The following is a 13,247-nucleotide window of genomic DNA, read 5'->3' as shown; positions in this document are numbered from 1 at the left end:
ACTGCAACAGTTGTAACAAGGCGGCCTGATCGGGTCGCCTTGTTTCGTTCCAGAGTGCCTCTGCTGTGGACACTCACTTGACGGGGGGCTAAACCAACGGAGACCAAGATATATGTGCGCCGAGAGAGCCCTATGCCAACCCTGAACGACATCCGATCGACTTTTCTGAACTACTTTGAAAAACAAGGGCATGAGGTCGTCGCGTCCAGCCCGCTGGTGCCGCGCAATGACCCAACGTTGATGTTCGTGAACTCAGGCATGGTGCAGTTCAAGAACTTGTTCACCGGTCTGGAAACCCGCGATTACAAACGCGCCACCACTGCACAGAAATGTGTGCGTGCGGGCGGCAAGCACAACGACCTTGACAATGTTGGCTATACGGCGCGTCACCACACGTTTTTTGAGATGCTGGGGAACTTCTCATTCGGGGATTACTTCAAACATGAAGCGATCCCTTTTGCATGGGAACTGATCACCAGGGAATTCGGTATCGACAAGACCCGCCTGTTGACCACGGTCTACCATACCGACGATGAAGCCTTTGAAATCTGGAAGAAGGTCGGTGTGCCCGAGGACCGGATCATCCGCATCGCCACCAATGACAATTTCTGGCAGATGGGCCCGACCGGACCTTGCGGTCCGTGCACTGAGATTTTCTATGATCACGGCGATCACATCTGGGGTGGCCCTCCGGGATCACCCGAGGAAGATGGCGACCGGTTCATCGAAATCTGGAACGTCGTTTTCATGCAGAACGAGCAGTTCGAAGATGGCTCGATGGTCGAGCTTGACTTGCAGTCCATCGACACCGGTATGGGGCTCGAACGGATTGGGGCGCTGTTGCAGGGCAGCCATGACAATTATGACACCGACCTGTTCAAGACCCTGATCGAGGCTTCGGCGGATGCGACCGGTGTCGATCCCTATGGCGACCAGAACGTGCATCACAGGGTGATCGCGGATCACCTGCGTTCGACCTCGTTCCTGATTGCAGACGGTGTGATGCCCAGCAATGACGGTCGCGGATACGTTCTGCGCCGGATCATGCGCCGCGCCATGCGCCATGCGCACCTGCTGGGCGCCCAGGATCCTGTCATGCATCGCCTGGTGCCTACGCTGGTGCAGCAGATGGGCGGGCATTATTCTGAACTGAAACAGGCGCAACCGCTTATCGAAGAGACGCTGCTGCTGGAAGAAACCCGGTTCAAGCAGACACTGGACCGTGGTCTGAAGTTGCTGGATGATGAGGTTTCGGGGCTTTCCGAGGGGGCACCCCTGTCAGGTGAAGCGGCCTTTAAGCTTTACGACACTTATGGCTTCCCACTGGATCTTACGCAGGATGCGCTGCGTGAAAAGGGCCTGAGCGTCGACACGGACGGTTTTGATACCGCGATGGCCGAACAAAAGGCCAAGGCACGTGCCGCATGGGCCGGGTCAGGTGAAGCGGCGGATCAGGTCGTATGGTTCGATGTGCTGGATACCGCCGGTGCGACGGATTTCCTGGGCTATGATACCGAGAAAGCCGAAGCGCAGGTTGTCGCCCTGGTTGTTGATGGTGCACTGGTCGACAAGATCGACGCGGGCAACAGCGGTTGGGTCGTCGTGAACCAGACCCCGTTCTACGGAGAGGCCGGCGGTCAGGTCGGCGATACTGGCGCGTTGCGTAGGCTGGAGGATCGCGATCACCTGAGCCGCGTGGAGGACACAAGGAAGTTTGCCGACGGCAAGGTTTATGCACATAAGGTGGCGGTACAAAGCGGAGTTGTTCGCAAAGGCGACGCGGTAGAGCTTGAGGTTGATCATGCCCGCCGTTCCGCCATTCGCGCCAATCACTCGGCCACGCACCTGCTGCATGAAGCATTGCGCGAAACGCTGGGTGATCACGTGGCGCAGCGCGGTTCGCTGAACGCGGCGGATCGCCTGCGGTTCGACTTCAGTCATTCCAAAGCGCTGAGCCTGAAGGAAATCCAAAAAGTCGAATGTGAGGTGAACGATTTCATCCGCCAGAATTCGACTGTTGAAACCCGGGTCATGACACCCGACGACGCGCGCGCATTGGGTGCCCAGGCCCTGTTCGGCGAGAAATATGGTGACGAGGTTCGTGTTGTCTCTATGGGCAAGGCGCCAACAGGAAAAGGTCATGACGGAGATACGTGGTCGATAGAACTCTGTGGCGGCACACATGTGCGCCAGACAGGTGATATCGGCACCTTTGTTGTGTTGGGTGACAGCGCCAGCAGTGCTGGTGTGCGCCGGATCGAAGCGCTGACCGGCGATGAAGCCTTCCGCTATCTTTCGGCGCAAGATCAACGTCTGGCTCAGGTCGCATCGGAACTGAAAGCGCAACCGGACGACGTGGTGGCGCGCGTGAAAAGCCTTCTGGACGAACGCAAGGCCTTGCAGAACGAAGTGGCTCAGTTGCGCCGGGATCTGGCTATGGCTGGCGGGGCCGGTCAGGGCGGTGGTGCCGAGGCGCGGGATGTGAATGGCGTGAAATTCCTGGCGCAAGCCCTCAGCGGTGTTTCAGGCAAGGACCTTCCAGCGTTGATTGACGAACACAAAAGCCGACTTGGATCGGGTGCGGTGCTGCTGATTGCGGATACGGGCGGCAAGGCGGCCGTTGCGGCAGGTGTGACAGAAGACCTGACCGGACGGATTTCGGCGGTGGATCTTGTAAAAGCGGCCGTGATCGAGTTGGGCGGAAAAGGCGGCGGCGGCCGTCCTGACATGGCCCAGGGCGGTGGCAAGGATGCATCAAATGCAGATGCGGCAATCAAGGCCGCACAACAGGTTTTGGGAGGATAATATGCCTGCTCTTTGGATTGCGCATGTCACGGTGACAGACGCCGAGGCTTACGGCAAATACGCCGAACTGGCCGGACCGGCCATCGCCAAGCACGGGGGCGAGTTTATCGCCCGTGCTGCGCGATACGTTCAGCTGGAAGGCAAGGAACGTCCACGAAACGTAGTGGCGCGCTTCCCGTCGCTGGAGGTTGCGGTTGAATGCTATCACTCGGATGAGTACCAGCAAGCCCTGAATCACGCGCGCGGCGCAAGCGAGCGTGAACTGATTGTGGTAGAAATCACCGAGTGACATTTGGGCCTTGCTTCCAAGGCACTGATAATTTCAAGAAAACCGGCAGTGGATAAGCAAGATTCGGCTTATGTCATGTTTGGTTGATGCCGATCAGCCCGCGATAGCGGGCTGTTTTTTATATAATTGTTAGGTTTCAATATCTTATCTTCCGGTTCTCACGTTCTACCGAATGGTTCCTGACCAAATTGTGGCCGCGCCAACAAAATTCTTACGTAAAATTGTCAGATTCTCGGACGAATTTTTGCCCTGTTTCGCTTGCAGGTTCTCAAAAGATTGCGCGTAACACCTGATCACAGATAGTTTCAAGAAACAGAATGTGGTGCAGTTGGACATGCAATCGCTCGAAGAACATCGGATCGGGGACCTCGCATGATTTCATTAACGAATTTACCCAAGAGGTGTGTTGCCGTGCTTGCATCGGTTGCGTCGCGCGCATTGGGCATCTGCACCGTGTGTATCGGCGTCATAGCGTCCGCACCTGTCGCGCAGGCATCCGACGGCGTTTTTATCCCTACCGTTGCGTCTTCGCCTCCGCCTTCAGGTGCAATCAACCTATGCAACCAATATAACTGGGCTTGCACTGCGAAACGTTCGGTGACGTTGTCCAGCCACCAAGAGCTGACGGTGGTAAATCAAGTGAATCGTCGCGTGAATGCGTCGACCCGGGAAGTTACGGATCAGTCTCAGTACAAAACGCGTGAGCGATGGGCATTGCCAACACCCAGAGGCGGTGATTGTGAAGACTTTGCATTGTTGAAGAAAAGAGATCTGATCCATGCGGGGGTTGATCCAAGTAAGCTTTTGATTGCAACCGTTTTGGATACGCGTCGTAATTCTCATGCTGTTCTGGTATATCGGTCCCAGCAAGGCGATCTGGTGTTGGACAATCAGACCAACAGAATCAAACCCTGGTCAAAGACAAGATACCTATTTCTAAGAATGCAGGATCCCAGTCAACCCAAGAGATGGGTTGGGATATACGGAGAAAGCTAGGTCTTGTTCCAATAAAGCGCTTGGCCACGATGGCGATGTTGTCAGTCGGATCGGTCAATCGCCACTGAGAACTACCACGCCGTAAGCCAAAAGGTCGCCGGACAAACGTTTCGGCGACCTTTTTTTTCGGTCGGGCTTTTTAACGAAGGCCTATACCGTCACCGGGGTAGTCGTAATCCGGATTATGTGGTTCGGGATCATCTTGCGGATCGGGATCATCTTGGGGATCGGGATCGCCTTGCGGGTCAGGATCGCCTTGGGGATCGGGATTACCCTGCGGGTCAGGATCACTTTGTGGGTCAGAGCCGCCTTGTGGACCGCCAAAGTCAGGCCTGTTGTTGTCGTCTGGTTCATTGGCGGGACCATCCCCCGAGCGTGAATCTGGTGAACCGATCGACGCGGTGGGCAGGTCGGTGAGCAAATCTGCGAGCGGCGAGCACTCGGCACCCAGGCGTGCTACAATCTTATCAAAGTCAGCACGACGCTGGATGTACCTCAACATCCCAGTTGTGACAGAGTCACATTCGCACAAAACCTGAGCGGACGCAGCGGATTGCCGTGCTGTTGCAACCGTACATGTCCCAGCGGCAAAGGTTTCACCGGCAGGTGAAAGCAGAAAAGTTGTCGCAATAAAAAACAGTGGAAACTTGCGAGCTCTATTACCCATTTTGAACTCCTTGGAACTCGATAACTAAACTATGTCCTTCTATGCACCATTCCCGTATCGGTGTTTGTGAAGGACGTCACACTTCTGACGTGCTTTGACCATAATTTGAGGGCACCTACAATATCTTGTTGATGAGGTTTGTGTCAGAAGCCTTCAACCATGTACAGAAAACTGTTATTTTTCAAATAAAAACCGGGCAGTGGGCCCGGTTTTTCTGATTTCGTCTTTTGTCGAATTGGAAGCAAATTTGCCACACTAATGCCATTGTTTCCGTTTGGTCAGTTTGCAACCTGAGGGTGTTCTAGGCAGATTTGGCCATTCGCTTACGCTCGTGCGGGTCAAGAAAACGCTTCCGCAGCCGCACCGCGTTTGGTGTGACTTCCACCAGTTCATCATCGTCGATATAGGCAATTGCCTCCTCCAGTGAGAACTGGATATGCGGCGTCAAGCGGACCGCGTCGTCGGTTCCACTGGCGCGCACGTTTGTCAGCTTCTTGCCTTTAAGAGGGTTCACTTCCAGATCGTTGTCGCGTGAGTGTTCGCCGATCACCATACCCTGATACACGTCTGTTTGCGGACCAACAAACATGCGGCCACGCTCTTCCAGGTTCCACAGCGCATAAGCCACAGCCTGACCCTTCTCCATCGAGATCAGAACGCCTGCGCGACGGCCCGGAATTTGCCCTTTATGTGGCGCCCAGTCATGGAACACACGGTTCAGTACACCGGTACCGCGCGTGTCGGTCAGGAATTCTCCGTGGTAACCAATCAGACCACGGGACGGGACATGGGCGATGATCCGCGTCTTGCCCGTACCGGCCGGGCGCATCTCGACCAGTTCACCCTTACGCGCGCCGGTAACCTTCTCAATAACGGAACCAGAATATTCGTCATCCACGTCAATGGTGACTTCTTCGATGGGCTCAAGCCGCTGCCCGTCTTCCTCACGGAACAGAACCTGAGGGCGCGAGATGCTGAGTTCAAAGCCTTCTCGGCGCATGTTCTCGATCAGAACGCCCATTTGCAGCTCGCCGCGGCCCGCAACCTCGAACGCCTCACCGCCCGGGGTGTCGGTGACACGGATGGCGACGTTCGATTCGGCTTCCTTCATCAGGCGGTCTCGAATGACGCGTGATTGAACTTTTTTGCCATCACGGCCCGCCAACGGAGAATCATTGATACCGAAGGTCACGGTGATGGTCGGCGGATCGATGGGCTGCGCGGGCAGGGCCTCTGTGACCTGAGGGGCTACCAGCGAATCCGCTACGGTGGCTTTGCTCATGCCAGCGATGGTCACGATGTCGCCTGCTTCGGCCACGTCAATGGGCTGTTGACCCAGGCCCCGGAACGCCAGGATTTTCGTGGCACGGAAGTTTTCGATGACCGAACCATCGCGGCTAAGCGCCTTGAGGCTGTCGCCAGCCTTCAGCGTTCCGCTTTCGACGCGGCCAGTCAGGATACGGCCGATGAAGGGATCGCTTCCCAGCGTCGTGGCCAGCATCCGGAAGGGTTCATTTTTGTGTTCGATCTGTTTCGGGGCAGGGACATGATCGACGATCAAGTCGAATAGTGCGCTCAAGTCCTTGCGGGGGCCGTCCAGCTCCATATCCGCCCAGCCAGAACGGCCCGAGGCGTACATTGAAGGGAAATCCAACTGGTCGTCATCCGCACCGAGATTGGCGAACAGGTCAAAGCATTCGTCCAGTGCGCGGTCAGGTTCGGCGTCCGGCTTGTCGACCTTGTTCAGGACCACGATCGGACGCAAGCCCAGCGCCAGTGCCTTGGACGTTACAAACTTGGTCTGGGGCATCGGGCCTTCTGCGGCGTCCACCAACAGAACAACACCGTCGACCATGCTGAGGATGCGCTCGACCTCGCCTCCGAAATCGGCGTGACCAGGGGTGTCGACGATATTGATGCGTGTGTCTTTCCACTCGACCGACGTGGCCTTTGCCAGGATGGTGATGCCGCGTTCACGCTCCAGGTCGTTACTGTCCATGGCACGTTCCGCGACGGCCTGATTTTCCCGGAAAGCACCGGATTGTTTGAGCAGCTCGTCGACCAAGGTCGTTTTGCCGTGGTCCACGTGAGCGATGATTGCGATGTTGCGCAGGTCCATGAGAGGTCAGCCTTTGAACGGGAAGTTGCCGCGCGCATAACGTGGCGCGGCAAAATATACCAGCCCTAACCGTGGTTCAGTGTCCGGCAGTCTTTGAAAAGAGGTGAATGATCAGGATTCCGGACAAGATCAACGTCAACCCCAGGATCGCAGGCCAATCCAGCCTTTGGCCGAACACGATGAATCCGATTACGGCGATCAGGAATATACCGAGACCGGACCAGATTGCATAAACGATACCGACAGGCATGACCTTCAGCGTCAGCGCCATGAGGTAAAATGCAAACGCATACCCAACGACAACAATCACGGATGGCCAGAACCGCGAAAACTGCTGGCTGGCTTGCAAGGCCGTCGTGCCAATGGTTTCTGCCAGCACAGCCAGCAACAAATACAGATAGGCTTGGGGCATTTGAGTACCTCGAAAAGGGTGGGTCGGGTGGCTAGATGGCGATTTGCGTGAGTGAAATACGTCGACCGCCTTGCAGTCTACAAGATTACCTTGGGTCAGGTATACCTGACTGTTTTTTCAATCGAATGAATGTAATATTTGCCCCATATTTTTTAATTTTGTTAACGAGTTTTGAGCGATGACGTTATTTGCGAAATCAATCATATTTGCTTCGGCTCTGATAGTGGCGATTGGGTGGCTTGCTGACGGGGGGTCCGTCGAAGTGAATGCAGCCAACTTGGTTCAACAGTTTGATGGTAGTAGTGTTTTTTGAACGCCGCTAGAAACCAAGCAAGAAAAAAGGAGCCTTCAGGCTCCTTTTTTTATGCCTGAGGGTCGCGTGTTTCACAGTATTCAAAATGCGCAACCAGTTGGGGTTGCAGCCAGTCCCACAGCTGAGGCGCTCCCGCTGCAATTGCGGGTCGGACACGCGTAACAATCTGATCGAATTTAACGCTGTATTCGACCCATGACCCGCCACCTGTTTCCAGATTTGCTATGGGTGTCTGAAAACGATCAACAGCCTTTGCAAATCTGGCTTCTGTGGTCTCAGCCGCCTCAAACTCGTGCCATAGTTCAGTAAATGACCGGTGTTGACAGTCAGGCAGAAGGCCAAACAATCGTTTGGCGGCGGCCTGTTCCTTGGCTTCCTGTTCCGCGTGGTCGACATGACCGTGGATCGGGTGGTCGCCCGCGTCGATTTCGACAACATCGTGCAAAAGCAACATCTGTAGTATTCGGTCCAACTGAACATCCGAATGCGCGTATTCCGCCAATACCCAGGCATAGAGCATGACATGCCAAGAATGTTCCGCCGAGTTTTCGAACCGGTCGCTGGCCATCAGGCGTGACGCGCGCAGAACGGATTTCAACTGGTCCGCTTCTGTAAGAAACGCCAATCTTCTCGTGAATGCGTCATCCTGAGGGGTCGAGTTATTCAAGAGGTTTGTGGCATGTTGGTGGGCCAGTGGAAACGCAAGGGCCAGATACGATGCGCGTCCGTCCGCTAGGTTCGAACGCGCAATTTCTACATGATCCTGCCGCGGGTCGGTGGCGCACAGAACCTGAAACAGCGGTTGGCAGCGATCCAGAATCTTGGCAAACCGGGCATCCGGGGTCTGATCCGCCTCAAACTCATGCCAGAGCGAAAGAAATTCCTGTGCTTGTTCGTCGGGCAACAGGCCAAACAATTCCTGTGCGGCGGCCTGTTCAGCCTCAGCCACGTTGCCCCAATCCGTGTCGAGGTGAATCGGGTGATCACCTGTCACGATCTCAACCAGATCATGCAGCAGCAACATGCGGATGACCCGGTCGACCGAGATGTCCGGCCCGGCCAGTGGTGCCATGACCATTGCCCACAATGCCAAGTGCCAGCTGTGTTCGGCGGAGTTTTCGGGCCTCGATTGGTCAAGCAGGACATTTGCCCGCTCGACCAGTTTCAGACTGTCGGCCCGTTTCAGAAACGCGACCTGCGCAACAAGGCGGTCGGTCATTGCTTTTCGATCGCCTTGAGTTTCGCGCGATGCGCGGCGAGGCGTTTGATCACGAATTGTCGTGCCTTGCGTTCAGCCAGACGCACGCGAATTTCCGTCAGGAATGCCTCTTCCAAAGATTGAGACGCCGCACCAAGAACCTGACCCACTTCTACAAAGAACCGGTCTTCGCCGGTTTCGTCCATAACCTTCATCGTATCTTCGGCCAGTTTGGCCGCAAGCGATGTGATGGTGTCGGACATTAGCGGGTGTTCTCGGTCAGCCGACGTTTCACATAGTCGCTGACATCTGTGATCAGCGTGTCCATGTGGCGATCCTGGAAGAAATGATCCGCGCCCTCAACCTCGTTATGGGTGATCGTGATCCCTTTTTGCTCGTGCAGTTTGTTGACCAGCGCAGTGGTGTCCGCTGGTGGTGCCACGCGGTCAGCCGATCCGTTGATGATCAGGCCCGAAGACGGGCAGGGCGCAAGGAAGGAAAAGTCATACATGTTGGCAGGCGGCGACACGCTGATGAAACCCGTGATTTCGGGGCGGCGCATCAGCAACTGCATTCCGATCCACGCCCCAAACGAAAAGCCCGCAACCCAGCAGTGTTTCGAGTTGTTGTTCATGGATTGCAGGTAATCCAGCGCAGATGCCGCATCGCTCAGCTCGCCAACACCTTGATCATATTCGCCCTGACTGCGACCGACGCCGCGGAAGTTAAAACGCAGCACTGTGAAGCCCATGTTGTAAAAGGCATAGTGCAGGTTATAGACCACCTTGTTGTTCATGGTCCCGCCGAACTGAGGATGCGGGTGAAGCACGATGGCGATCGGTGCGTCTTTTTCCTTTTGCGGGTGGTAGCGGCCTTCCAGGCGGCCTTCGGGTCCGGGAAAAATCACCTCGGGCATGTGTGCTTTGGTCCTGTCATTTTCGTGCGGGCATCCGGATATACTTGACTATAATCGTCGGACACCTTAGAACGGTTCTAATTACATTGCTTGGCGCAATCGCGCTGCCAGTCGGAGATACGCACTGGCAGCGTCGGCGTCAATGATTTCGCGTAGATCCGTCTAAAAGGGGGCAGAGAATGAAGCTTTCGACCAAAGGGCGTTACGCAATGGTCGCCTTGGCGGATATCGCGCTTCAGCCAACAGACCGGCTGGTAACCCTGGGCGAAATCTCGGAACGGCAGGACATTTCTCTGCCGTATCTTGAACAGCTCTTCGTCAAGCTGCGTCGCGCGGAACTGGTTGCATCTGTCCGTGGGCCCGGAGGGGGGTATCGTCTTGCACGTCCCGCGTCCGAGATTCGCGTAGTCGAGGTTCTTGCGGCCGTGGATGAGACGGTTGACGCCCTGCAAAAAGGGGCCGGAGCATCCGGTGCGTCATCGGGCAGCAGGGCGCAATCCCTGACGAACCGTTTGTGGGAAAGCCTGAGCGCGCATGTTTATGTCTTTTTGCACCAGACGCGTCTGTCGGATGTGATCAGGAATGACCTTGCGCCTTGCCCGGCAGTTCCAAGCCTGTTTTCCGTCGTCGATGAATGAGCTGGGCAAGTCGAACATGTATATGACTACTGTGCGAGAAAAGATGTATCCATGAAACGTGTTTATCTGGATCATAATGCGACCGCACCGCTGCGACCCGAAGCACGCGAGGCGATGATCGCGGCGATGGATGTGGTCGGGAACCCGTCATCTGTTCATGCAGAAGGGCGTGCCGCAAAAGCGTTGGTCGAACGCGCGCGGGCGCAGGTCGCCGAGTCCGTCGGTTGCCGTCCGCAAGAGGTCATATTTACCTCTGGCGCGACCGAAGCAGCGCGGGTTCTGCAAAACCGCCCCGAAGGCTGCGACGTCTTTGTCGACAGCACCGCCCACGATGCGCTGTGGTCGCATTTCGACTTGACCCATTGCAGCGAGCATCCTTTTGGCCCCGGGCACATATTGGCGATGGGGCTAGCGAACTCTGAGACCGGAGTCATCACGCATCCGCCTCAGAAAGTTGAGAACCAGTGGCCCTATGGCGCGCGGCGCGCTGATTGGCTGTTGCTGGATATTACGCAGGTTGTTGGACGCACTCCGTTTTCCTTTGCCTGGAGTGGCGCAGATATGGCGATCCTGTCGGCGCATAAGATTGGCGGGCCAAAAGGTGTTGGCGCTTTGATCCTGCGGCAAGGTATCGATATCGAACCTTTGGCCAGCGGTGGCGGTCAGGAGATGGGGCGAAGATCCGGCACTGAAAATGTGGTGGGTATTGCTGGTTTTGGCGCGGCTGCCGAGGCAGCTCAACGCGATCTGGCTGATGGAGTATGGGAAAAAGTCAGAGAACTTAGAAATATTCTAGAAAACGCCCTTGAGGCTGGTGCAATATCTACTATTTTTGTCGGGAAAAATCAGGAGCGACTCCCGAATACCCTGTGTTTCGCGACGCCCGGCTGGAAAGGCGAAACGCAGGTGATGCAGATGGACTTGTCTGGCTTTGCCATCAGTGCGGGATCCGCCTGTTCCAGCGGCAAAGTCAAAACCAGTCGGGTTCTGACGGCAATGGGATTTGATGAGACGGTGGCCTCATGCGCAATCCGCGTTTCGTTGGGGCCAGAGACGACGGAAGAAGATGTGCTGCGTTTCGCCGAAACGTGGCTTGAAAAAGAGAAAAAGCATCGCGCGCGGGCTGCGTGATCTGACGGAGGGTAAGTCATGGCCACTTTGGACCAGACCCAGGTGAAAGAAGGTGTCGATCAGGAAACCGTGGATGCGGTTCGTGAGGTCGGCACATATAAATATGGCTGGAATACCGATATCGAGATGGAATACGCCCCCAAAGGCGTGAACCCTGATATCGTCCGTCTGATCTCGGGGAAAAACGATGAGCCTGAGTGGATGACCGAATGGCGTTTGGCCGCGTTCGAGCGTTGGACCAAAATGGAAGAGCCCAAATGGGCGATGGTTCACTATCCGCCAATCGATTTTCAGAACCAGTATTACTATGCCCGCCCCAAATCGATGGAAGAGAAACCCAAATCTCTGGATGAGGTTGATCCAAAGCTGCTCGCCACTTACGAAAAGCTTGGTATCCCTCTGAAAGAACAGATGATTCTGGCTGGTGTCGAAGGTGCTGAGGATGCTCCCGCCGAGGGCCGCAAGGTTGCGGTCGATGCAGTGTTTGACTCGGTTTCCGTGGGTACCACCTTTCAGGCCGAACTGAAAAAGGCAGGCGTGATCTTTTGCTCGATCTCTGAGGCAATCAAAGAGCATCCTGAGCTGGTCAAGAAGTACCTGGGAACCGTGGTTCCCGTATCGGACAACTTCTATGCAACGTTGAATTCAGCTGTATTCTCGGATGGCTCATTCGTCTACATCCCGCCGGGCGTTCGCTGCCCGATGGAACTAAGCACGTATTTCCGCATCAACGCCGAGAACACCGGTCAGTTCGAACGCACCCTGATCATTGCTGACAAGGGCTCGTACGTCTCATATCTGGAAGGCTGTACCGCACCCCAACGTGACACGGCACAACTGCATGCTGCCGTGGTCGAGATCATCGTCGAAGAAGATGCCGAGGTGAAATACTCGACTGTTCAGAACTGGTTTCCGGGGGATGAAAACGGCAAGGGCGGTATCTATAACTTCGTGACCAAACGCGCCGACTGCCGGGGTGACCGGTCGAAGGTGATGTGGACGCAGGTGGAAACCGGATCGGCCGTGACATGGAAATACCCGTCCTGCATCCTGCGCGGCAATGAAAGCCAGGGTGAGTTCTATTCGATCGCGATTGCCAACAATTATCAACAGGCCGACACCGGCACCAAGATGATTCATCTGGGCAGGAACACCAAGTCGCGCATCGTGTCCAAGGGCATCAGCGCGGGCAAGGCCCAGAACACCTATCGTGGGCTTGTGTCGATGCACCCGAAAGCCAAGGACAGCCGGAACTACACACAGTGTGACAGTCTGCTGATCGGCGACAAATGCGGTGCACATACGGTTCCCTATATCGAGGTCAAGAACAACTCGAGCCGCGTTGAGCACGAGGCGACGACGTCAAAAGTGGATGACGATCAGCTGTTCTACTGCCGTCAGCGCGGCATGGACGAGGAAGAAGCCGTGGCCCTGGTGGTCAACGGGTTCTGCAAGGACGTGCTTCAGGCGCTTCCGATGGAGTTTGCGATGGAAGCACAGCAGTTGGTGGCCATCTCACTTGAAGGGTCGGTTGGGTGATGACGCAGTCACCCAGAACCCGCATCCGTAAGGATGATGTGTTGACCTGGCTTGGGTACGCATTGCCGGTTCTGGGGGGGCTGCTTGGCGTGGCCTACGTCAACACCCATTACATGGAATTCATCAACCCGGTTTGGGCGGTAGGTGGCGGGGCGATCCTGGGTTGGATCCTCGCCAGACTGATCCGCAGATTACTGGGCTAGAACAATGCGGGGCCAAGACGC

The 13,247-nt window shown here is 55.8% G+C and carries 13 protein-coding genes; 7 read left to right on the top strand and 6 right to left on the bottom strand.

What is annotated here, in order from left to right:
• The first annotated feature begins 132 nt into the window (after positions 1-132).
• The 3 genes from alaS (at position 133) to AC2FNC_RS00380 (ending at position 4,090) form a co-directional block, all read left to right on the top strand.
• Positions 133-2,805, top strand: a complete 2,673-nt coding sequence (gene alaS, locus AC2FNC_RS00390) for an alanine--tRNA ligase (protein ID WP_496714257.1) — start codon at positions 133-135, stop codon at positions 2,803-2,805.
• Position 2,806: 1 nt separating this feature from the next.
• Complete coding sequence (locus tag AC2FNC_RS00385; protein WP_480517072.1) at positions 2,807-3,094, top strand: DUF1330 domain-containing protein; 288 nt, start codon at positions 2,807-2,809, stop codon at positions 3,092-3,094.
• A gap of 372 nt (positions 3,095-3,466) precedes the next feature.
• Positions 3,467-4,090, top strand: coding sequence for a transglutaminase-like cysteine peptidase (locus AC2FNC_RS00380; protein ID WP_496714255.1), 624 nt, complete (start codon positions 3,467-3,469; stop codon positions 4,088-4,090).
• A 150-nt stretch (positions 4,091-4,240) separates the two neighbouring features.
• Here AC2FNC_RS00380 and AC2FNC_RS00375 read toward each other — a convergent pair whose 3' ends face one another.
• The 6 genes from AC2FNC_RS00375 to AC2FNC_RS00350 form a co-directional block, all read right to left on the bottom strand.
• Positions 4,241-4,444: a hypothetical protein gene (locus tag AC2FNC_RS00375; protein WP_480472837.1), complete on the bottom strand. Its 204-nt coding sequence runs from the start codon at positions 4,442-4,444 to the stop codon at positions 4,241-4,243.
• A gap of 614 nt (positions 4,445-5,058) precedes the next feature.
• A complete protein-coding gene (gene typA / locus AC2FNC_RS00370) occupies positions 5,059-6,876 on the bottom strand; it encodes a translational GTPase TypA (protein ID WP_480472835.1) in 1,818 nt (605 codons plus the stop codon).
• Between the two features lie 76 nt (positions 6,877-6,952).
• Positions 6,953-7,288: a DMT family transporter gene (locus tag AC2FNC_RS00365; protein WP_480517066.1), complete on the bottom strand. Its 336-nt coding sequence runs from the start codon at positions 7,286-7,288 to the stop codon at positions 6,953-6,955.
• A 362-nt stretch (positions 7,289-7,650) separates the two neighbouring features.
• Positions 7,651-8,820: an HD domain-containing protein gene (locus AC2FNC_RS00360; protein WP_480553533.1), complete on the bottom strand. Its 1,170-nt coding sequence runs from the start codon at positions 8,818-8,820 to the stop codon at positions 7,651-7,653.
• Positions 8,817-9,062, bottom strand: a complete 246-nt coding sequence (locus AC2FNC_RS00355) for a hypothetical protein (RefSeq protein WP_480493134.1) — start codon at positions 9,060-9,062, stop codon at positions 8,817-8,819. Before AC2FNC_RS00355 ends, AC2FNC_RS00360 begins: the two co-directional genes overlap by 4 nt.
• Positions 9,062-9,715 (bottom strand): alpha/beta hydrolase, encoded by a 654-nt coding sequence (locus tag AC2FNC_RS00350; protein ID WP_170424714.1) that lies wholly within the window; start codon positions 9,713-9,715, stop codon positions 9,062-9,064. The genes AC2FNC_RS00355 and AC2FNC_RS00350 overlap by 1 nt, the downstream gene beginning before the upstream one ends.
• Before the next feature lie 179 nt (positions 9,716-9,894).
• On the opposite strand from AC2FNC_RS00350, the gene iscR reads away from it, so the two are divergent.
• The 4 genes from iscR to AC2FNC_RS00330 are packed head-to-tail and all read left to right on the top strand — an operon-like array spanning position 9,895 to position 13,226.
• Positions 9,895-10,353: a Fe-S cluster assembly transcriptional regulator IscR gene (gene iscR, locus AC2FNC_RS00345; protein ID WP_209596301.1), complete on the top strand. Its 459-nt coding sequence runs from the start codon at positions 9,895-9,897 to the stop codon at positions 10,351-10,353.
• A gap of 51 nt (positions 10,354-10,404) precedes the next feature.
• Entirely contained in the window at positions 10,405-11,484 is a 1,080-nt protein-coding gene (locus tag AC2FNC_RS00340) for a cysteine desulfurase family protein (RefSeq protein ID WP_496714251.1), read from the top strand.
• An 18-nt stretch (positions 11,485-11,502) separates the two neighbouring features.
• Positions 11,503-13,023 (top strand): Fe-S cluster assembly protein SufB, encoded by a 1,521-nt coding sequence (gene sufB / locus AC2FNC_RS00335; protein ID WP_480472827.1) that lies wholly within the window; start codon positions 11,503-11,505, stop codon positions 13,021-13,023.
• The gene (locus tag AC2FNC_RS00330; protein ID WP_480517060.1) at positions 13,023-13,226 is read left to right on the top strand and encodes a hypothetical protein; all 204 of its coding nucleotides are present in this window, start codon (positions 13,023-13,025) and stop codon (positions 13,224-13,226) included. The genes sufB and AC2FNC_RS00330 overlap by 1 nt, the downstream gene beginning before the upstream one ends.
• The last annotated feature ends 21 nt before the right edge of the window (positions 13,227-13,247 follow it).

This window comes from Ruegeria sp. BHSA123, from assembly GCF_059613425.1.
Note: the sequence above shows the minus strand (reverse complement) of the source record. Positions and strands in the feature narration are given on the sequence as shown.